Annotated in this window: 19 protein-coding genes and 1 pseudogene; 19 read left to right on the forward strand and 1 reads right to left on the reverse strand. The window is 50.1% G+C overall.

Annotated features, from left to right (window positions below; all coding sequences use genetic code 11):
- Positions 1-809 (reverse strand): glycosyltransferase family 39 protein (locus tag LLG09_07915; protein MCE5197034.1); only part of this gene is annotated, 809 nt, incomplete at its 3' end.
- 702 nt (positions 810-1511) lie between these two features.
- On the opposite strand from LLG09_07915, the gene LLG09_07920 reads away from it, so the two are divergent.
- The 19 genes and pseudogenes from LLG09_07920 (at position 1512) to rbfA (ending at position 22162) form a co-directional block, all read left to right on the forward strand.
- Positions 1512-3041, forward strand: a complete 1530-nt coding sequence (locus LLG09_07920; protein ID MCE5197035.1) for a YifB family Mg chelatase-like AAA ATPase — start codon at positions 1512-1514, stop codon at positions 3039-3041.
- A gap of 10 nt (positions 3042-3051) precedes the next feature.
- Positions 3052-3777, forward strand: a complete 726-nt coding sequence (locus LLG09_07925; protein ID MCE5197036.1) for a metallophosphoesterase — start codon at positions 3052-3054, stop codon at positions 3775-3777.
- Positions 3778-3779: 2 nt separating this feature from the next.
- Positions 3780-4886, forward strand: a complete 1107-nt coding sequence (gene dprA, locus LLG09_07930) for a DNA-processing protein DprA (protein ID MCE5197037.1) — start codon at positions 3780-3782, stop codon at positions 4884-4886.
- Between the two features lie 112 nt (positions 4887-4998).
- Positions 4999-7116 (forward strand): type I DNA topoisomerase, encoded by a 2118-nt coding sequence (gene topA, locus LLG09_07935; protein ID MCE5197038.1) that lies wholly within the window; start codon positions 4999-5001, stop codon positions 7114-7116.
- A 1-nt stretch (position 7117) separates the two neighbouring features.
- On the forward strand, positions 7118-8440 hold the full coding sequence (gene trmFO / locus LLG09_07940; protein MCE5197039.1) for a methylenetetrahydrofolate--tRNA-(uracil(54)-C(5))-methyltransferase (FADH(2)-oxidizing) TrmFO: 1323 nt from the start codon (positions 7118-7120) through the stop codon (positions 8438-8440).
- Positions 8441-8624: 184 nt separating this feature from the next.
- Positions 8625-9323, forward strand: coding sequence for a 30S ribosomal protein S2 (gene rpsB, locus LLG09_07945; protein ID MCE5197040.1), 699 nt, complete (start codon positions 8625-8627; stop codon positions 9321-9323).
- 105 nt (positions 9324-9428) lie between these two features.
- Positions 9429-10319, forward strand: a complete 891-nt coding sequence (tsf, locus tag LLG09_07950; GenBank protein ID MCE5197041.1) for a translation elongation factor Ts — start codon at positions 9429-9431, stop codon at positions 10317-10319.
- Positions 10320-10388: 69 nt separating this feature from the next.
- Positions 10389-11132, forward strand: coding sequence for a UMP kinase (pyrH, locus tag LLG09_07955; protein ID MCE5197042.1), 744 nt, complete (start codon positions 10389-10391; stop codon positions 11130-11132).
- Positions 11129-11683 (forward strand): ribosome recycling factor, encoded by a 555-nt coding sequence (gene frr, locus LLG09_07960; protein MCE5197043.1) that lies wholly within the window; start codon positions 11129-11131, stop codon positions 11681-11683. The genes pyrH and frr overlap by 4 nt, the downstream gene beginning before the upstream one ends.
- Before the next feature lie 148 nt (positions 11684-11831).
- Positions 11832-12578: an isoprenyl transferase gene (locus LLG09_07965; GenBank protein MCE5197044.1), complete on the forward strand. Its 747-nt coding sequence runs from the start codon at positions 11832-11834 to the stop codon at positions 12576-12578.
- 35 nt (positions 12579-12613) lie between these two features.
- The gene (locus LLG09_07970; GenBank protein MCE5197045.1) at positions 12614-13390 is read left to right on the forward strand and encodes a phosphatidate cytidylyltransferase; all 777 of its coding nucleotides are present in this window, start codon (positions 12614-12616) and stop codon (positions 13388-13390) included.
- Positions 13391-13402: 12 nt separating this feature from the next.
- Positions 13403-14563 (forward strand): 1-deoxy-D-xylulose-5-phosphate reductoisomerase, encoded by a 1161-nt coding sequence (locus tag LLG09_07975; GenBank protein MCE5197046.1) that lies wholly within the window; start codon positions 13403-13405, stop codon positions 14561-14563.
- Positions 14564-14570: 7 nt separating this feature from the next.
- The gene (gene rseP, locus LLG09_07980; GenBank protein ID MCE5197047.1) at positions 14571-15599 is read left to right on the forward strand and encodes an RIP metalloprotease RseP; all 1029 of its coding nucleotides are present in this window, start codon (positions 14571-14573) and stop codon (positions 15597-15599) included.
- 24 nt (positions 15600-15623) lie between these two features.
- Entirely contained in the window at positions 15624-16697 is a 1074-nt protein-coding gene (ispG, locus tag LLG09_07985; GenBank protein MCE5197048.1) for a flavodoxin-dependent (E)-4-hydroxy-3-methylbut-2-enyl-diphosphate synthase, read from the forward strand.
- 142 nt (positions 16698-16839) lie between these two features.
- Complete coding sequence (locus tag LLG09_07990; protein ID MCE5197049.1) at positions 16840-17301, forward strand: ribosome maturation factor RimP; 462 nt, start codon at positions 16840-16842, stop codon at positions 17299-17301.
- Between the two features lie 43 nt (positions 17302-17344).
- Positions 17345-18394, forward strand: a pseudogene (nusA, locus tag LLG09_07995) (transcription termination factor NusA).
- A 27-nt stretch (positions 18395-18421) separates the two neighbouring features.
- Entirely contained in the window at positions 18422-18742 is a 321-nt protein-coding gene (locus tag LLG09_08000) for a YlxR family protein (GenBank protein MCE5197050.1), read from the forward strand.
- A 129-nt stretch (positions 18743-18871) separates the two neighbouring features.
- Positions 18872-21769 (forward strand): translation initiation factor IF-2, encoded by a 2898-nt coding sequence (gene infB, locus LLG09_08005; protein MCE5197051.1) that lies wholly within the window; start codon positions 18872-18874, stop codon positions 21767-21769.
- A 24-nt stretch (positions 21770-21793) separates the two neighbouring features.
- Entirely contained in the window at positions 21794-22162 is a 369-nt protein-coding gene (gene rbfA, locus LLG09_08010) for a 30S ribosome-binding factor RbfA (protein ID MCE5197052.1), read from the forward strand.
- The last annotated feature ends 14 nt before the right edge of the window (positions 22163-22176 follow it).

The raw sequence follows: 22176 nt of genomic DNA on the forward strand, positions 1-22176 counted from the left end.
CAATAGAGAATAACGGCAATCGCAAAGGCGATATTGGTGTGAATCACGCCGGCCGTAGCGAGATCTCCTCCAAATTGGAAACTGATGATCTGAATTAAAGTTTTAGGGAATGTTAATTCGATCCAGAAACCGGCCGATAAACCATGCAATTGTTTGATCAGGATGAAGAGCCAGGGCAGATAGAGCAAGATTTGAATCGAAGCTGCAATCAGAAAGAGCTTTAACTGATTGATCTGCTTTCCCAGGCAGAGATAAACAAACAGTGCGGCGTTGATCATTCCAACCGCTAATAAACCATAATAATGGGTGTAAGCGCTTGCCAAACTGAAGAGTGTAAACAGGCACCAATACGTCTTGGTGCCTGTTTTTAAGATCCTGTAAGCATAAATAAAGGCAAGCGTGACAAAAACCATAGTCCATGAGTACATTCTTATTTCGTTGGCATAGATGCACATGACAGGCAGAAAAAACGCCAGGAAAGAAAAGGTGATGCCGGCTTTTTCTCCCAGATCGTTTCGGATATGCGTATATCCCAAAGAGGCAAACGAGGCGATTCCAAGCATAGAAAAAAGTCTGTAGATGAGGATATTCTTGCCAAAAATCAGAGAAAGGACTCTTAACATCCAATAATACAGTGGAGGGTGCACATCGTTCGCCGTTATGGACCAAATTTCACGAAAACTATGACTTGCCAAAGATACGGAAAACGTTTCATCGAACCAAAGATTCGTATGAAATATACCCGCTGAAATAAAAAGGGTTCCTGTGATGATTAACAGTAGATGAATTTTTTTTGTGGATTTAAGCATTTTTCCCCCCAATGATATTCAATCGAACGCTCAGAACTCCGGCGTCCCGCAGGCGACCTACATGCCCGCACATGTGACGCCGGAGGATACTGTGCGGGCTCTTTCCCCTCCGGATGACAGGCCATCAGCAATCATTGATCCGTCGGTTGCCAATGCTTGATTGTCATCCGGCTTGAAAACAAAAGAAAGCGAACTACTTTAGCGATAACCTTAAGTCAGATGTAAGGCTGCCGGAGTCAGGCGTTCGCTTTGGAATGCTTATATTTTACACCACAGTGAGGGAAATGCAACAAAAAAGAAATTTCCCGGTTTTATAGTTTACTTTCTTATCAGGAAGTATTGCCGTAAAATAGGCTGAGAGAGAGATTGATGAAGGCCCTGACTTATTTCAATAGAGTGATCAAGTTCTTCTGAGGGCAGCACAGCTGGCAAACCGGGGGCGATCAGACAGTAAGCTGCCGCAGTAAAGCGTCATTGACTATACGGTATGGTATAAAATAACATCTGAAGAAATATTATGAATTTATCCGACTGAAAAGAGGAATTTGTCTGAATCATCCAGAATGCTCAAAGAAAACAGTTCATATCGGTGTTTTTAGAGTGGAAACAGCGATTACCTCGCAATTGTTGGCGGCGATACTGTCTTTGCTCACTGCACGCGGACGGACACTTTGCTTTGGTCAGAAGAGGGGGGATGGCGGGATGTTAGCGAAAATAAACGGGATCAGCCTGCAGGCTTTGGATGGGATCCTGATTGAGATCGAGGTATCGGTTCGCTCGCAAGGATTACCCAACTTTGATATCGTCGGTCTGCCGGACCTTTCCATTCGGGAAGCCAAAGATCGTTTACGTCTTGCCTTTCAGAATTCCGGTCTGCAATTTCCCTCCCACCATATCGTTGTCAACCTGGCGCCGGCCAATGTGAAAAAGGATGGCATTGGCTTTGACTTGCCGATGGCGGTCGGTATTGCAGCCGCTTCGGGTCAGATACCGGCAATTGAATATGCTGATACGGTTTTTATTGGAGAACTCGCCCTGGATGGCCGCATCCGAGCAGTGCCCGGTGTGCTGGCGAGGGCGATCAACGCAGCGAAACTTGGCGTCAAACGTTTGATCGTACCTTATGAAAACCGCCGGGAAGCGGCATTGGTCCGGGATCTGGCGGTTTTTGCCTTTCAGAACTTCTCTGATTTGAGTCTGTATTTAAGAGGTGAATTATTGAGCGCCGCTGCCTGCCAACCGGAGCCGGAATCGGAAAATTCGCCGGCACAGTGTGATTTTATGGAAGTGAAAGGTCAGCTGGCTGCCAAAAGAGCCCTGGAAGTTGCCGCCGCCGGCGGGCATAATCTGCTGATGATCGGCAGCCCGGGCAGCGGCAAAACGATGCTGGCCAAATGCATCCCCTCTATTCTGCCGCAGATGAGTTTTGCGGAAGCGCTGGAAGTAACCCAGGTGGCGAGCGTTGCCGGGTTGCTCAACAATACAAGCGGTTTGATCCGGCAGCGGCCTTTTCGCTCGCCGCATCATTCCATCAGCAACGCGGGGTTAGTGGGCGGCGGAGGCAATCCGCGTCCCGGTGAAGTGAGCCTGGCGCATCACGGCGTTCTATTCCTGGACGAATTACCCGAATTTCGCAAAGATGTATTGGAATTGCTGCGCCAACCCATGGAAGACGGCAAGGTTACGCTTGCCCGTGCCAGCGGTTCTTATACCTATCCCACACAATTTATGCTGGTTGCGGCGATGAACCCCTGTCCCTGCGGTTATTATGGCGATTTACAGCATGCCTGTACTTGCAGCGAACAGGCGATTCGACAATACCAGGGCAGGATCTCGGGACCGCTCTTGGATCGCATCGATCTTTTAGTGGATGTGCCGCGTTTGACCTATCGCGATATCACATCGATCACGCCATCAGAAAACTCAGAAAGCATTCGCCAAAGAGTGGAGATTGCCCGGCAGATCCAGCAGGAGCGTTTTTCAGCGAACGAGCTGACCTGTAACGCGGCGATGCGCGCAAAACAAATCAAACAATACTGTAAGCTTTCCAACGACTGCCAACAGCTCTTGAATACCGCCTTTCGCAAACTGAATCTCAGCGCCCGCGCCTATGACCGCATTCTGAAAGTTGCGCGCACCATCGCCGATTTGGCGGGAAGGGAAGCAATTGAAGCCATCCATCTGGCGGAAGCCATCGGCTATCGCGGTTTGGATCAGAAATATTTTAAATAAGGAGTCGACTATGTCAGTTTATGCCATTTCCGATTTGCATTTGTCTTCAGACGGCAGCAAACCGATGGATGTCTTCGGGTTGCGCTGGCAGCACCATGCCGAGCGCTTAGAAGAAAATTGGCGCGCTGTTGTTCGCCCGGAAGACTGGGTTCTGATTCCCGGTGATATCAGCTGGGGAATGCGCTTGGCGGATGCCGCTCAGGATTTTGCTTTTCTCGATCGTTTGCCGGGTAAAAAATTGATCGGCAGAGGCAACCATGATTATTATTGGCTTTCGCATCAGAAAATGCAGGAGTTCCTGCCGGACAGTATCCAGGCGGCAGACCGTCAAACTATTACGACCGGAGAATTTACGTTAGTTGCCACCAAGGGTTGGCTGTGTCCCGGCTCCGGCGCTTATACAGCGGCGCGGGATGAGAAACTGTATCTGCGCGAGGTGCAGCGGCTGCGGCTTGTTTTACAGCAGGTAAAAGATTGTGAGCGCCCTTTGATCGCGATGCTGCATTTTCCGCCGATGAATGAAAAAAATGAAATTTCCGGTTTTACACAATTGTTGGATGAGTTTCAAGTCAAACTGTGCATCTACGGACATCTGCACGGCCCGGATGGTCAAACCGGTTTCAACGGAAAGCTGCGGCAGACCCGGTATCAATTGGTTGCCGCTGATTATCTGTGCTTAAAACCGCTTTGTTTGGATGAGTGGATCTTTGCGGCAAAGGAAAGGAGGCGGTCTTGAAGATGGTTCTGACCGATACGGAGGAACGTTATTACTTGGGCTGCCTGTTCCGCTTGATCCATATCGGCAGAAGCAGAGCCGAACAGCTGCTTGCCTTTTTCGGTGACGCCAAAACCGCCTGGCTGGCGAATTTGGCGGAGTGGCGTGCCGTCATCCGTCTCAGCGAGCAGCAATGGCGGGAAGTCGCCGAAAGGAAAGCGGGCTTGCAGCCGGAGCAATTTTACAACGAGCTGCAGAAACGCAGGATTCGACTGCTGACCAGAGCAGATAAAGCGTATCCCAGAGAATTGCTGCAGATTCCCGATCCGCCCGCTTGTCTGTATTTGCAGGGAAATTTGCTGCCCGAATCTTCCTGCATTGCGGTAGTCGGTTCCAGACAAGCCAGCCACTACGGTAAAAACGCGGCGGAAATGCTGGCGGAAGGGCTGGCGGAATGCGGCTTTGTGGTGGTCAGCGGTCTGGCGCGCGGGATCGACGGAGCAGCGCATCGCGGAGCGTTGAAGAAGGGGGCTACCTACGCCGTTTTCGGCTGCGGTCACGATACTATTTATCCGGCGGAACATCTGAAGCTGGCGGAACAGATTCGGGAAAGCGGCGCTCTTTTGAGCGAATATGCGTTTGACCAAATTCCCAATGCCGGTTTCTTTCCGGCCAGGAATCGCATCATATCCGGTATGAGTTTGGGGGTTGTCGTTGTGGAGGCCAAAGCAACCAGCGGCTCCCTGATCACCGTTAATTGTGCCCTGGAACAGGGCAGAGAAGTTTTTGCTGTCCCGGGCAGTATCTATTCCGAGAATTCCCAAGGCTGTCATGCGTTGATCCGTCAGGGCGCCAAATTGGTTTCCTCTTTGGACGATATCATCGAGGAATTTCAATTTTTGCTGCCCCCAAAAGCGGCCGGGACGGCGGTATCGTCTGAACCGGAAGTGGCTTTGAGCCTGATGCAGCAGAAAATTTGGAATGAACTGGAGGCGGAACCGCGGCATCTCGATCAATTGTCTTTGCAGTTGCAACTGCCGGTTGGTCTCGTCTCGGCAGAGTTATTGCAGCTGGAATTGATGGGTTTCGCGCAAGGGTTAACCGGAGGTTATTATACAAAAAAAAACTAGTCAAGCAGATTGGGGCTTGTCAAAGCGCTTTTCTGCGGTTATGATAAGAAGGATCCTGTGCTGAATCACTGAAAATCAAAATTCAAAAAGTTAGTAGATTAAAAGAGAGTTGATGAATGATATGGCAGATAATCTGATTATCGTAGAATCTCCGGCAAAAGCAAGAACCATCAGTCAGTTTCTGAACGGCCGCTATCAGGTCAAAGCAACCATGGGTCACTTAAGAGACTTGCCCAAAAGCCAGTTCGGTATTGATTTGGCCAATCAATATGAGCCGAAATATATTACCATTCGCGGCAAAGGCGATTTGATCAAAGAATTGAAAGCTGCGGCCAAAAAAGCCAAACGCGTTTATCTGGCAACGGACCCCGATCGCGAAGGAGAAGCGATTTCCTGGCATTTATCCACTTTGCTGGGCATTGATCCCGGCAGCAATTGCCGGATTGAGTTTCACGAGATTACAGAAAAAGCGGTGAAAGCGGCGCTGCAGAATCCCAGACCGATTAATCTGAATTATGTCAACGCGCAGCAAGCGAGAAGAGTGATGGACCGCATTGTTGGTTATCAATTGAGTCCGCTGCTCTGGCGAAAACTGCGTTACGGCTTAAGCGCCGGTCGTGTACAGTCGGTGGCGGTGGCCATGATTTGTGATCGGGAAGAGGAAATCAAAGCATTTGTCCCGGAAGAGTATTGGACGCTGGCGGCAAAGCTCACTTTCAATCAGCAGCATTTCGAAGCAAAACTGACGGAATATCAGGGTAAGCAGCCGCAGCTATCGACGCAGGCGGAGACTGAGCAAATTCTGAACCAGCTGGAACCAACCTGTACTGTTTGGACTCTGAAAAAAGGGGAGAGAAGCAGACAGCCGGCGGCTCCTTTCACGACCAGTACCTTACAGCAGGAAGCCGCCAAGCGTTTCGGCTTTACCGCCAAAAAAACAATGATGCTGGCCCAGCAACTCTACGAAGGGATCGACCTGAACGACGAAGGTCCGGTCGGTCTGTTTACATATATTCGTACCGATTCGGTGAGTATTTCAGATTTGGCTTACGATCAATCCCAACAATACCTGCTGCAGAAATTTGGGAGGGATTACTGTTTAGAGCAGAAGCGTACTTTCCCCGCCCGGCGCGGTGCGCAGGAAGCGCATGAAGCGATTCGTCCCACTGATGTTTGGCGGGAACCGGAGCGGTTGCTGCCTTCTTTAAGCAAGGATCAATATAAACTTTACAAACTGGTTTGGGAGCGTTTTCTGGCCAGCCAGTGCGCTGCGGCGAAATATGATTATGTCACGGCGGATCTGCAGAATCAGTCTGCGGTTTTTCGGGTCAACGGTTCCATGATTCAATTTCCGGGCTTTTTGCAGCTGTTGAAGCCGGAAGAAGACGAGAGCGACGATGAAGTCGGTTTTCTGCCTCTCTTCGAGATCGGACAGGAAATTGCCGTGGAGCAATGGCTGCCGCAGCAGCATTTTACGCAGAGTCCGGTTCGCTATAACGAGGCCTTATTGATCAAAACAATGGAGGAACTCGGGATCGGACGTCCCAGTACCTACGCGCCAACCATTGAAACCATCCTGAAACGCCGTTATGTGGAAAGAAAAGAACGACGGTTTTGGCCGACCGAACTTGGGATCGCTGTCACGCAAATGTTGAAAGAGCATTTTCACACCGTGATTGATTCCGCTTTTACCGCTGATATGGAAAGCGAATTGGATCGGGTCGAAGAAGGAAATCTGCTTTGGCAGGAAGCAATCGACGCTTTTTATCAGCCTTTCTCTGTGCAGTTGACAGCGGCGGAACAGGAGATACCGGTTCAGGAAATTGCTGATGAAGTGACGGATGTGATCTGTGAATTGTGCGGCCGCAACATGGTGATCAAGCACGGCCGTTTCGGTTCCTTCTTAGCATGTCCCGGTTACCCGGAATGCAAAAACACCAAAAATCTCAGCGAGGATCTGCATCTTCTCTGTCCGCAGTGCGGTGAGGGGAAGATTGTGGAAAGAAGAAGCCGAAAAAGCGGCCGCCCTTTCTACGGCTGCAGCCGTTATCCCGAATGTAAGTTTGTGACGTGGGAAAAACCGGTCGAACGGGTCTGCCCGCTTTGCGGCAATTTGGGGATGAGTCAAAAAATCAATCAAAAAAAAGGAACCGTTACCTATCGCTGCATCAAACCGGAATGCGCGGGAGAAGAGGTTGTGGTCTTGGAAGAAGAACAGGAGGAGGTTTGAGATGGCAGCAGGTATCCATGTGGTGGGTGGCGGTTTAGCCGGATCGGAAGCGGCCTGGCAGGCTGCTCAGCGCGGTGTAAAGGTAGTTTTACATGAAATGCGTCCTGTCAAAGTCTCTCCGGCGCACCAATCCTCTTTTTTGGCCGAATTGGTCTGCAGCAATTCTTTAAAATCGGCCAAAACGGACAACGCGGCAGGACTCTTAAAAGCGGAAATGCGTTTATTGGATTCGCTGATCCTGCACGCCGCGGATGCCAATCAGGTTCCCGCCGGGCAAGCCCTGGCGGTCGATCGCGCGGCGTTTGCCGCGGCTGTCACGCAGGCGATCGAGCAGCACCCCAATATTACAGTCATTCGCGAAGAAGTGACAACGCTGCCGCTGCAGTCCGCGGAACCTTGGATTGTGGCCAGCGGCCCCTTGACTTCAGCAGCCTTGCTGCAGCATCTGCAGCAGCTTTTTGGAGAAGAACACCTCTATTTTTATGATGCGGCTGCTCCGATTGTCACAGCGGAATCGTTGGATCACAAGAAAATTTACCGGGCCTCCCGTTATGATAAAGGCGAAGCCGATTATCTCAACTGTGCTTTCAGTGAAGCAGAATACACTCGTTTTTGGCAGGAATTGGTTCGGGCGGAGCAGCATCCGCTGCATGATTTTGAAAGAGGTCACTTTTTTGACGGCTGCATTCCGGTGGAAGAATTGGCGCTGCGCGGCAAAGATACACTCGCCTTCGGACCGCTGAAACCGATTGGCTTGCGGGACCCGTGCAAAACAGAATTGCCTTATGCCGTGCTGCAGCTTCGCCAGGATAATCAGGCGGCCGATCTCTACGGTTTGGTTGGCTTTCAGACCAATTTACGCTTTGGGGAACAGGAACGGGTGTTCCGGATGATTCCCGGTTTGGAGCAGGCCGAGTTTGTGCGTTACGGTGTGATGCATAGGAACACTTTTTTAAATACACCCAGGCTGCTGACAGCCACCCTGCAAGCGCAAGAACATCCGCATCTATTTTTCGCCGGTCAGATGACCGGTGTGGAAGGTTATATCGAATCGGCCGCCAGCGGTTTGCTCTGTGGAATCAACGCGGTACGCTATCTGCGGCAGGAGATGCCAATCTTACCGCCTGGGCAGACCATGCTGGGAGCGCTGATCCATTATGTTACGCACGAAGCGGGCAAGAGTTTTCAGCCGATGAATGCTGTCTTCGGCATCATGCCGCCGCCGGAGAAAAAAATTAAAGATAAGCGATTGAGAAATCAGTTTTATGCCAAACGCGCCTTGGAAAGTATGAATTCCTGGCGGACAGAGATAATTCCAGATTGAATTCTCTGAAATAAGAGGGAAAAATCCTCTTGCTAAACGGCTGTGCTCTTGTTATAATAACTCTTGGTGTTAATACACACGCCGGCCGATAAGCGGTCTCGCGGTGCTTTGCAGGACTTGCAAAGTGAGGCGGCTTAGATGAAGCAGCGGAGGAAAAAACCAAAGGAAGGGAGGAGGTGACACCATGTCTGTCATTTCCATGAAACAATTACTCGAAGCCGGTGTCCATTTCGGCCATCAAACCCGGCGCTGGAATCCCAAAATGGCACCCTACATCTTTACAGAAAGAAACGGGATCTACATTATTGATCTGCAGAAGACTGTAAAGAAAATTGAACAAGCCTATGCTTTTATCCGTCAGGTCTCTCAAGAGGGCGGCACCGTGCTTTTTGTCGGTACTAAAAAACAAGCACAGGAAGCGATGGAGGAAGAATCCAAACGCTGTGAAATGTACTTCGTCAACCAACGTTGGTTGGGCGGAACACTGACCAATTTCCAAACAATTCAGAAACGCATTCATCGTTTACAGGAATTGCGCGTGATGGCAGAAAACGGTACTTTCGAAGTATTACCCAAAAAAGAAGTCATTAATCTGCGCCATGAAATGGAAAAATTGGAGAAGTTCTTGGGCGGCATCAGCAGCATGACCAAATTACCGGACGCTCTGTTTGTAATCGATCCCCGCAAAGAAAAAAATGCAATTTCCGAAGCCAAACGGTTGGGCATCCCGGTTGTAGCCATCGTGGATACGAACTGCGATCCTGATGAAGTGGATTATGTGATTCCCGGTAACGACGATGCCATCCGTGCCGTCAAGTTGCTGGCTTCCAAGATCGCGGACGCGATCATCGAAGGCCGTCAAGGCGAATCGATGGCTGAATAACTGAATTAAGAAGCATTGGGGGATCGGCCCGTAGGGAAATTCCCTATGGACCGATCTTTTTCCGGCAAGCTTGCCGGACATTAGAAATCGAAGGGAGATTTAAAAATGATAACTGCCGCTATTGTAAAAGAATTGCGCGATCGTACCAGCGTTGGTATGATGGACTGCAAACGTGCGCTGCAGGAATGCGACGGGGATATAGAAAAAGCCATTGAGTATCTGCGTGAGAAAGGTCTTTCCGCTGCCGCCAAAAAAGCCGGCCGCGCTGCGAAGCAAGGTTTGATTGTTGGGAAAATCGAAGGTCAATTTGCTTCTCTAATTGAAGTCAACTGTGAAACCGACTTTGTTGCCAAGAATGACGACTTCCAGGCTTGGGTCAGGGATATGGCCGCTCTGATCATCGATCAAAAAATCACCACGGTGGAAGAGCTTTTGGCGCAGCCGTATGGCGAGGGTACAATTCAAGCTTCCTTAACCAATAAGATCGCTACCATCGGTGAGAATATGACGGTGCGCCGCCTGGCTTTTTACGCTGTGGAAGCCAATTCACTGCTGGACCTTTATATTCACGGCGCCGGCAAAATCGGCGTTCTGGTGGAGTTAGGGTTATCCGATGCCGCCTGTAAAGAAAAAGAAGCAATCAAGGAATTGATTCATGACTTGTCTTTGCAGGTTGCCGCCAGCCGCGCCCAGTATATCGCGCCGGAAGACGTACCCGCCGAATTGGTTGCCAAAGAAAAGGAAATCTATCTGGCGCAGGCAATCAACGAAGGCAAACCCGCCAATATTGCGGAACGCATGGTCGAAGGTCGTGTGCGCAAATTCTACGAAGAGATTTGCCTGCAGAACCAGGTGTTTGTTAAGGACAGCGAATTGACAATCGCCAAGTTAATCGCCAAGGTGGCGAAAGAAACCGGCTGCGCGATTAACGTGAAATCTTTTACCCGATTTGAAATTGGGGAAGGTGTAACCAATCCCGAAGGCGAAAAAGTATAGAGCATTCAAGAAGGAACATCTGTCTCGGATGTTCCTTTTGAGTATACCAAAAGCTGGGAGGCGTTGGCTATGCAACTGAAATATCACCGTGTCGTGCTTAAACTTTCCGGTGAAGCACTGGCGGGAGAAGGAAAACCCGGAGAGAACAAATTCGGTTATGATTCCAAAACATTAAGCAGCATTGCAAGTCAGATCAAAGAAATAACGGAAATGGGTGTTGAATTGGCTCTCGTGGTCGGCGGCGGTAATATTTGGCGGGGCGTGAAAGGCAGTCAAACCCTCGGTATTGACCGGGCGACTGCCGACTATATGGGTATGCTGGCAACGGTAATGAACTCCATGGCACTGCAAGGCGCTTTGGAATCAATCGGAGTCGTTACCAGAGTACAGAGTGCGATTGAAATGCGGGAGGTAGCCGAACCGTACATCCGCAGGAGAGCGATCCGTCATCTGGAAAAAGGCAGAGTCGTGATTTTCGCGGCCGGCACAGGCAATCCCTATTTTACAACGGATACCGTAGCGGCGCTGCGTGCGGCTGAAATTAACGCTGAAATTGTTTTTAAGGCGACCGGCGAAGTGAACGGCGTCTATGACTCCGATCCGATGCTCAATCCACAAGCGATAAAATATGATCATATTACCTTTCAGGATGTACTCAATCAAGGTTTGAAGGCGATGGATGCCACCGCCATTTCTTTATGTATGGATAATGATATTCCGATTATTGTCTTTCGCTTATCCATTCCCGGGAATATGAAGAAAGCGATCCTGGGTGAACCGATTGGAACTTATATAGGAGGGGAGAACAAATGAAAGACTATTTAAAGAGAATTGATGAACGGATGGAAAAAACAATTGCAGCTTTAAAAAAAGATCTGATTTCTGTGCGAGCCGGCCGGGCCAATCCCGGCATCCTGGAAAAAGTAACGGTCGATTATTACGGGGCTGCCACACCACTGGCTCAGGTCGGTAACATCTCCTGTCCGGATGCAAGAACCATAGTGATACAACCCTGGGATAAAAACTTGATCAAAGCCATTGAAAAAGCGATTCTTACCGCGGATCTCGGTTTGAATCCTTCCAACGATGGGATCGTTATTCGTCTTGTTGTTCCCGCTTTAACCGAACAGCGCCGCAAAGAATTATGCAAAACAGTTGAAAAAAAGGCGGAAGAAGCAAAAGTTGCTTTGCGTAATATTCGCCGCGAAGCCAATGAGGAAGCAAAAAAATTGGAGAAATCCAAGGAATTTACCGAAGATGATGTAAAACAGGCACAGGAAGAATGTCAAAAGAAAACCGATAAATATATCAGGGAAGTCGACACAATCGTCAGCAACAAAGAAAAGGATATCATGGCTGTCTAGGAGGATCATCTCACAGATTGAGCAGTGAGGTTTGAAGGAACTGAACTGCCGGAAGGGTGACTGCGCCGGAAGGCCAGGGTTACCTGCCGGCAGTTCAGCTACTTCTGCCGGCATGGCAAAGGAGATCGAATTGCCGAAGGAGCAAGCGATGAGGGAAGAACAAACATTCGATAAAACGGGCAGTAAGAAGGAGACGAAAACTCCGCGTCATATTGCTTTTATCATGGATGGCAACGGACGCTGGGCCAGGCGCCGTGGTATGCCGCGAACCTTCGGCCATCGTGCCGGCCTGGAAGCGATGCGCCGGGTGATTCGCTCCTGCGGACAACTTGGCATCGAGGTTGTCACCTTTTATGCCTTTTCCACTGAGAATTGGTCACGTTCGCCGGAAGAAGTCAATTTTCTGATGAATCTTCCTGTCGAATTTATTGATCAGGATCTGCCGGAAATGATGAAAAACAACATAAAATTGATCGTAACTGGCTCAGACGAACATCTGCCGCTCAAAACACTGGAAGCAATCGGCCGAGGTGTGAAGATGACCGCGGCCAACACCGGCTTAGTGGTCAACCTGGCCTTCAATTATGGCGGCCGTGATGAAATCGTACGCGCTGTGCGCCGCCTGGCTGAAAATCTAAAAAATGCTGCTGTTACTCCGGAAGAGATCAATGAGAATACAATTCGTACTTACCTGGATCATCCGGAGCTGCCCGACCCGGATCTGATCATTCGCACCAGCGGAGAACAGCGGCTCTCCAATTTTTTGCTCTGGGAATCCGCCTACAGTGAATTCTATTTTGCTCCCGAACTTTGGCCGGAGATCAATGGGGATGTTTTGACGAAAATCATTGCGCAATATCAGCAGAGAGACAGACGATTTGGCAACGCCAAGTAAATAAAACCAATGCAGGAAACGGAGGCGAGCAGATTTTGTTTCAAAGGACTGTCACAATTTGCATCTGGGCACCGATTTTTCTTGCTGTGGTTTATTTGGGATCCTGGCCGCTGCGCCTGCTGTTTATCGGCCTGATCATGCTGGGTGCCAATGAGATGAAGAATATGGTGGAGCCAGCGGGAATTCAGGTTGACCTGCCGGCCATCACCTTACTGAGCTGCGCCGTTTTTTTCTCACAGCCTTTTTCGGAGATGAGTTTGGTTTGGTTCTTTTTCGGCTTCCTGATCTTTTTATTTTGTAAAAAAGTTCTGCTCTTTCCCGCTTTTTCATTGCCGAGTCTGGCAATGAATTGTTTTATCGCAATGTATCTGATCATCCCGTTTTGGTTGGCCTGTGATCTGCGGTTCGGCGAGGATGGTTTGGCCTGGATTCTGGTGATTGCTGTTTTGACCTGGTCCTATGATATATTTGCCTATCTGGGGGGTTATTTCTTTGGTAAGAATCATCCTTTTCCAGAGATCAGCCCCCAAAAGAGTGTCGAGGGAATTATTGCCGGCTTGTTGGGCAGCATATCTTCTATGATTGTGGCTGCTTTTATTTTAGATCAGTCAATTCCTGGTTTTGCCATCATGGGTTTGTTCGGCGGTTTGACAGCGCAAGCCGGAGATCTGGCCGAATCCACGATCAAACGGGAGTATGGTGTCAAGGATTCCGGGAGATTGCTGCCGGGGCACGGCGGTGTGCTGGATCGTTTTGATTCCTTCCTGCTGGTTGTTTTTATAGTGCTGATTTTCAAACACTTTGTATTGTAAGAGGTGTCGCGCATGCGTAAAATAACCGTTCTGGGTTCCACCGGTTCCATTGGTACGCAAACCCTGTCGGTGATTGCGGCCTGTCCCGAACGCTTCTGCGTCGTTGGTTTATCGGCCAACCGCAATCTGGCTTTGCTGCGGGCGCAGATCCATCAGTTTCAGCCGCGCATCGTCGCAGTCTCGCAAACCACAGATGCGCTGCTCTTACGGCAAGAGTTCCCCGCTTTACAGGTCGTTTACGGCGAAGCGGGGCTGATCGAATTAGCGCAAGTGCCGGTGGATTGCCTTGTGGCAGCACTGATTGGTTTTGTCGGTCTGCAGCCGATCCTGGCTGCGCTGAAGGTCGGTCAGAGAGTCGCTTTGGCGAACAAAGAACCGATTGTCGCGGCCGGCGCTTTATTGCAAGCCACGGCGGCAGAGCATCACGCTGTGATTTTTCCGGTTGACAGCGAGCATTCCGCGATCTTTCAATGTTTGCACGGCAATCCGAACGAAGTGGAGAAAGTCATCCTGACTGCTTCGGGCGGACCATTCTACCAAAAAAGCAGGGCAGAATTGGCCGCTGTTACCCCTACAGAGGCAATTCAGCATCCGCGCTGGCATATGGGAAAAAAACTGTCGGTCGATTCGGCTACTTTGATGAACAAGGGGTTGGAAGTGATTGAAGCGCGCTGGCTATTTAATCTGAAACCGGAGCAACTGGAGATCGCGATTCATCCGCAAAGCATCGTGCATGCCATGGTCAGCTATGTGGATGGTTCGATGTTTTGGCATCTGGGCAATCCCGATATGCGGATGCCGATTGCCTATGCTTTGTCTTATCCGGAGCGAATCTGTTTGCCAATTCCCAGACTGGATTGGCAGACACTTTCCGGCCTGGAATTTGCCGAACCGGATCGGGAGCGTTTTCCCGCCTTGCAGATTGCACGCAGCGCACTGCTGGGCGGCGGTATCCTGCCCGCGGTGATGAGCGCCGCCAATGAGGTGGCCGTGGCGGCATTTTTAGAAGAGAAGATTTCCTTTCTGCAGATCATTCCGCTGGTAGAAACGATTTTAGCGCAGGTAAGAGAAAATTTGCCGGCAACCTATGATCATATCATTGCTTCTGACAATTGGGCAAGAGCTCAAACCCGGGCTGCCATCTGCAGTATGACCTCAGAAAAGAAAGCATGAGTAGGAGATGATCGGACTGTTCGTATCAATAATCGTGGCGATTCTTGGTTTTGGTTTGTTGGTTGTGATTCATGAATCGGGACATTTTCTGACAGCGCGCTGTTTTGGTATTCAGGCGGATGAATTTGCCGTCGGCATGGGACCCCGCATCGCTTCCGTCAAGAGAGGGAAGACCCGCTATGCGCTGCGGGCGATCCCGGTCGGCGCCTTTGTGATGTTTGCAGATCCGGAGGACGACGAAGAAGCAACAGCGGTCAACAACGATTATCTGAACGCAGCGGCGTATAAAAGAGGCTTTATTTCACTGGCCGGACCGCTGTTCAATTTCATCTTTGCCGCTTTGATTTTTACCTTGATCGCTTTCTTCTCCGGAGTCGCCAGCAATCAGCCGGTGATTGCTGCGCTCTTGCCGGGCGGGGCGGCGGAAGCGGCAGGGATGCAGATTGGAGACCGCCTGCTTTCTGTTGACGGGAAGGAAGTCAAATTATGGAGCGATGTTACCGCCCTGATCTCGCCTTCTGGCGATAAAAGTATTTTGGTGGAAATAGAACGGGATGGCGAGCGGCTGCAGTTTAACCTCAAACCGGTCCTGAACAGTGAGGGCAGAGGCGTCATCGGCATTTCCAGCGGTTTGGAAAAATTCGCTGTCTGGAAGAGTCTGCAGGCTGGTGTGACGAGTACGCTGACCTTTATCACAGAGACCCTGGCTGCCTTTACGCAGATTTTCTCTCGGGATGGTTTAAACAGTTTGGTTGGTCCGATTGGTATTGTTTCTGTGACCGGTCAGGTAGCGCAAACAGGTTTTACCAATCTTGTTTGGTTCCTTGCCTACCTTAGTATCAATCTGGGTATTGTCAATCTGCTGCCTTTGCCGGCTTTGGACGGCGGCAAAACGATGATCGTCTTATTAGAAATGATCCGCGGTAAAAAAATCAGCGCGAAACTGGAAAGCAGGATCAGCATCGTTGGTTTCGTCCTGATTTTTAGTTTGATTATTTTTGTTTCTTTCCGCGATATCATCAATTTACGCGGTTAAAATAAAGCAAAGCAGGTGAACGCGATGCTGCGGCAGCAAACCAGAAAAATAAAGATCGGCAGTACTCAGATCGGAGCAGGATCTCCCGTTCTGGTACAGTCCATGTGTGATACCGACACCAGAAATATAGCGGCTACGGTGGCCCAGATACGCGAATTGGCGGCGGCCGGTTGTGAAATCGTACGGGTCGCAGTGGTCGACTGGGAAGCAGCCGAAGCGATCGGAAAAATCAAAGCGCAAACCCAGCTGCCGCTGGTGGCGGACATTCATTTTGATTACCGGCTCGCTCTGGAGGCGATCCGGCAAGGGATCGATAAGCTCAGAATTAATCCGGGCAATATCGGCAGCGATGAGCGGGTGAAGGCAGTGGCCGATGCCGCCAAGAGCCAAGGGATTCCGATTCGGATCGGCGTGAACGGCGGATCGCTGGAACGCTCCATTCTGGAAAAATACCGGCATCCTTCGGCGGCTGCTTTGGTGGAGAGCGCCTTACAGCATGTCGCCTTGCTGCAGAAAAATGCTTTCGAGGATATTGTCCTCTCCCTGAAGGCTTCCAATGTGTTGGATACGGTGGAAGCGTATCGTTTGGTTGCAAAAGAATGTGATTATCCGCTGCATTTGGGGATCACCGAAGCAGGGCCACCCAATACGGGTATCATTCGCTCTTCCGTCGGGCTTGGTATCTTGCTGGCGGAGGGATTGGGTGACACCATCCGGGTTTCTTTATCCGGCAGCCCTTTGGAAGAAGTGCGGGTAGGCTGGCAGATTTTGAATAACCTCGATTTGCGTCAGCGCGGCGCTCGCCTGATATCCTGTCCGACCTGCGGCAGACGCAAAGGCGATGTCTATGGCATTGCGGCAGAGGTCGAAAAAATGCTGCGCAGTTATCAGGGACCTTTCTTAACCGTTGCCGTGATGGGGTGTGAAGTAAACGGTCCGGCGGAAGCGCGCGAAGCTGATATTGGCTTAGCCCTCGGAAAAGAGAAAGCTTTGCTGTTTGTGCATGGTGAAATCAAAGAGATACTCGAACCTGCTCAATATCTGGAGCATCTGGCAGCTGCAATACAAGCTTATCAGCCGCAAAGTGAAGCAAAATAACAAGGCACTGCCATTTTGAGCGATTTTGCTGTTATTTTTCGATTGCTTATTGCAAAGGCAGTAAATCTATGCTATAATCATATCAAATAGTCGAGAGTGGGAATTCCCACTCTCTCTTCTTTGTGTAAAGGAATGATGATCGATGAAAACACCTCTGGAACGATGCAAAGAAATCGCGGAAAAAATTGCTTCTGAACTTGGTTATGAAATTTATCAGGTGCAGCTGCTTAGAGAAATGGGTCATTTAATTCTACGTATTACCATTGATCACCCGGATCAGATCAGTCATGAAGATTGTGAGAAATTCAGCAAAGCCATTGATCCTGCCCTGGATGAGGCTGATCCCATTCGCAGCAATTACTACCTGGAGGTTTCTTCGCCGGGTTTGGAGCGTGAGCTGCGTCATGATCGCGATCTGCAGCGTTTTCTTGGGTCTCTGGTGAAAGTGATTTGCAGAAAAGCCGTGCTGGAGCAAAAAACACTGGTGGGTTATCTGTCGGCATTTGAACAGGATAGCATCACCCTGGAGCAGAATGGAAATCAGGTTGTCATCCCGCGGGCAGCGATCAAAAAAATCCAATTGGAAATTGATTGGAACAGATAGAGCGAAATCAGTTACCTGACAGATCAGAAGGAGTCGTAAGTGCATGAATACCGAATTCATAGAAGCGCTGCGTGCCGTCGCACGTGAGAAAAATATCTCTGAAGACGTTTTAAACAAAACGATTGAGCAAGCAATCATATCGGCTTATAAACGGAATTTCAACAATACCGCCAATGTGCGGGTCAGCATTGATCAGTTAACCGGTGCGATCCACGTCTATGCCAAAAAAACGATTGTCGCTGAAATCAAAGACCTCAAGAGTGAAGAGACATTGGAAAACGCCCGGATTCTCAATCCCAATTATCAGCTGAATGATGTGATTGAGACCGAAGTGACGCCGCGTGATTTTGGCAGAATTGCCGCTCAAACCGCAAAACAGGTTGTCGTGCAGCGCCTGCGGGAAGCGGAAAGAGGTTCGGTTTATGATCAGTATGCGGAACGCGAAGGGGATATCCTGGGCGGTATGATTCAGCGCTTCGAACATAAAAATATCATTGTGGAATTGGAGAATCAGGTGGAAGCATTGCTGCCGGCAGGGGAACAGGTAGCCGGTGAAGAATATCAATTAGGACAGAAAATGAGTTTTTTTGTGGTTGAAGTGAAACGCTCACCCAAAGGTCCTCAAATTGTCGCGTCACGTTCTCATCCCGGTCTTTTGCGCCGCTTATTTGAACTGGAAGTACCGGAACTATACGATGGTACAATCGAGATGAAAGCCGTTGCCCGCGAAGCCGGACAGCGCTCGAAAGTGTCTGTCTACTCGAAAGATGAGAATGTGGATCCGGTCGGCTCTTGTGTCGGACCCAAAGGCGCCCGCGTCCAGGCGGTAGTCAATGAGTTGAAGGGTGAAAAAATTGATATCGTCAAGTATTCCCCTGATCCGGCCGAGTATATCGCCAATGCCCTCAGTCCGGCTAAAACAATTTCGGTTGTCCTCAATGAAGACGGTAAGTCAGCCAGAGTTGTCGTACCGGATTATCAACTATCCTTAGCAATTGGTAAAGAAGGACAAAATGTTCGCCTTGCTGCCAAACTGACAGGATATAAAATCGATATTAAAAGTGAAAATCAGATAAAGGCAGAACCTGTCATCAGACAGGAATAAAAGTGGGTGATGTAGATGAAGCAAAAGAAAACACCGCAGCGCCTGTGCGTAGGCTGCCAGGAGATGCATGAAAAACGTGCATTGATCCGCATTGTCAGAACTCCCGAAGGGGAGATCCTCTTGGACCTGAAGGGCAAACAGTCCGGCAGGGGTGTTTATCTTTGCCCGCGCTCAGAATGCTTTGCCCAGGCTGTCAAAGCAAAACGGATGCAAAAAGCCTTAAAATCAGAATTATCCGCCGAACTCATTGCGAGATTACAGGCCCAGATTACGGAGCAGGAAGCTTTGGCGACAAGGCTTGGTCTCGTTTCGCAACCTGACCTGAGATTAAAATAAAATCATCTCTCTGTTTTTCAGTGTTCCTTCGTTTCTACATTGATGCAGACTATCGATCATTCGATTAGGAGGGGTCAAGTCTATTCTATAACCGGATCTGGTAATTTACCGAAAAATGGAGGTGGCTCGATGGGTAATATCACTGTCAATGAATTAGCAAAAAAATTAAAAGTTTCCAGCAAGTTGATCGGAAGTCTCTTGACTGCGCTGGAAATCCCTGATGTAACCAATGAAACATTGATTGAAGATTCTGTGGAAAAAGCAGTTTCTGATGTCATTATACGAGAAAAAGCCAAAAAGTCCGCGCTGAAAGCAGAAAAAGAAGCACAGGCAGAAGCAGCCAAAGAGAGTGCCAAACAGGCTGCGGTTCAACCGGAAGCGCTGAATCAGCCAGCGCAAGTTTTGCCTGTACAGACCGAAACCAAATCAGCGGAAGCGCTGCCCAATGCCAAGACCGAAACAAGCAGTACAGCCAGGGAGGAGCTTGCTTCTGCTTTGCCGCCAGGCGAAGCACAGACCAAAGTGACGGCTGCCGGCGTCAGGCCTGCATCGGCAAGACCGCTGCAGCCGGCTCAGAGTCAAGCCGGCAGTACTTACGCGAATCAACGTCCGAATCAGCCAGCCGGCACGCGTCCGGATGGAACCAGACCGCAATATCCGCGTACTGATACAGCGCGCCCGCAGGGAGACGCCCAGCGCACGGCCTATCCGCCGCGCCCGCAGGGAGACGCCCAGCGCCCGGCCTATCCGCCGCGCCCGCAGGGAGACGGTCAGCGCCCGCCTTATACAGCGCGTCCGCAGGGAGACGCCCAGCGCCCGCCTTATACGCCGCGCCCGCAGGGAGACGCCCAGCGCCCGCCTTATACGCCGCGCCCGCAGGGAGACGCCCAGCGCCCTCCTTACACGCCGCGTCCGCAGGGAGACGCCCAGCGCCCTCCTTATACGCCGCGACCGCAGGGTGACGGTCAGCGCCCAGCCTACCCGTCGCGTTCGGGTATGCAGCAAAATTCGGCTGCCAGAACAGATAATCGTCAGCAACGCTCCGGTCGTCCGACGGTAGTGCCGCCGCCGCCGCAGATTGCGCAGCCGGTCACAACCGGTAATAAGATGGTCAAAAAGGACCGAAAATACTCCGATGAACGCTATCGTACCCAAGATCGCATGTTTTCTTCCGATGGCGAAGCGGCACGTGCCGGCCGCGCCAATAAAACCGGCCGTAAACCGAATAATCGCAGCAAAATTGTGGAAAAAGTTCTGAATACACAAATTCCCAGCCATATCGAACTGGGGGGAACCGTAACAGTCAAGGGTTTGGCAGATTTGCTGAAAACCGATGCCGCTTCTGTGATCAAAAAAATGATGAAGTTTGGCGTCATGGCCACCATGAATCAGGAAATCGATTTGGATACCGCAACGCTGGTCGTCGAAGAATTCGGCAGCACAGTGATTGCTCCCAAAGCAGCCTTTAACCCGGAAACGATTATTGAAGACGAAACCGATGCCGAAGAAAATCTGCTGCCGCGTCCGCCGGTCGTCACCGTCATGGGCCACGTTGATCACGGCAAAACTTCTTTATTGGATGCAATTCGTTCCACCAGTGTGGCTGCGCGCGAAGCCGGCGGTATCACGCAGGCTATCGGCGCATATACCACAGAGATCAAAGGGAAAAAAATCACGTTCCTGGATACCCCCGGACATGCGGCATTTACCGCTATGCGTGCCCGCGGAGCTCAGGTCACGGATATCGCTGTTTTGGTTGTTGCCGCCGACGATGGCGTCATGCCGCAGACCATTGAAGCAATCAACCACGCCAAAGCGGCAAAAGTCCCAATCATCGTGGCGATCAATAAAATTGATCGCAGCAATGCCCAACCGGAACGTGTGAAGCAGCAGCTGACCGAATATGCCTTAGTAGCGGAAGAGTGGGGCGGCGACACCATGATGGTGCCGGTTTCTGCCACTACGCATGAAGGAATCGATACTTTACTGGAAAGCATTATTCTGCTCTCCGAGATTATGGAACTGAAAGCCAATCCGAATCGTAAAGCGGTCGGAACGGTCATCGAATCCAAACTGGACAAAGGCCGCGGACCGGTCGCAACGGTTTTAGTACATAAAGGCACTTTGAATATTGGTGATGTGATCATTGTCGGCAAAACATTTGGCAAAGTACGTGCCATGATCGACGATAAAGGCAGACGCATTAAAAAAGCCGGACCTTCCACCCCGGTGGAAGTGGTTGGTTTGAGTGAAGTACCGGATTCCAGTGATTCTTTCTACGTGGTAGAAGATGAACGTCAGGCCAGACAACTGGCGGAAATGCGGGCTTCCAATCAAAAAATCGAAGAACAAAAACAATCAAGCCGCGTCACCCTGGAAGATTTGTTTGCTCAAATGTCCACCGGTGAAGTGAAAGACCTCAATCTGATCCTGAAAGCGGATGTCTTTGGCTCCATTGATGCCATCAAAAACGCCTTGGAAAAACTCTCCACACCGGAAATCAAAGTCAATATCGTGCATACCGGCGTTGGTGCCATTTCGGAAACAGATGTTATGCTGGCCAGCGCCTCGCATGCCATTATCATCGGTTTCAACATGCGGCCGGATCAAAATGCTCAAAAGATAGCCGACCAGCAATCGATTGATATCCGGACTTACCGCATCATCTATGAAATTATTGATGATGTGAAAGCCGCGATGAAGGGATTGCTGTCCCCTGTGATTAAAGACACGATTATCGGACATGTGGAAGTCCGCGAGATCTTCCGAATTTCCAAGGTCGGTAATATTGCCGGCTGCTATGTCAACGACGGTAAAGTGACGCGCAATTCTTTGGTGCGTGTGATCCGTGACGGCGCTGTTGTCTTTGAAGGCGAAATTGATTCACTCCGCCGCTTAAAAGACGATGTCAAAGAAGTGGCTGCCGGTTACGAATGCGGTATCATGTTGGAACGTTTCAACGACATCAAAACCGGCGACCGTTTTGAAGTTTATATTAAAGAAGAAGTCAAACGGACCGATCTCTAATTTTCCCCGAAGGAGAGAAATGCGATGAAACAAAGAGCTTTGCGTCTTGCTGAGATTATTAAACAAGTCGTCAGCGAATTGATCCTGAATGACCTGCGTGATCCTCGCATCGGTTTTGTCAGCATTTCCGATGTCGAGGTCAGCGGCGATTTACGTTTGGTCAAAATCTATGTCAGTGTTTTAGGCTCGGAAGCAGAGCAAAAAGCTACCATGCAAGGGTTGGAAAGTGCCAAAGGTTTGATTCGTTCTGCCATTGGCCGGGCGGTTGGTTTACGTTATACGCCGGATGTCGTGATTCTCTACGATGATTCCATTGCGCATGGCTCTGAATTAATCGACCTCATGAAAAAAGTCAGTGATCAGGCAAAAATTGAACCAAACGAAAAAGTTTAGTAGCAAAAAACGAG

This window comes from Negativicutes bacterium (assembly GCA_021372785.1).
GTDB lineage: Bacteria > Bacillota > JAAYKD01 > JAAYKD01 > JAAYKD01 > JAJFTT01.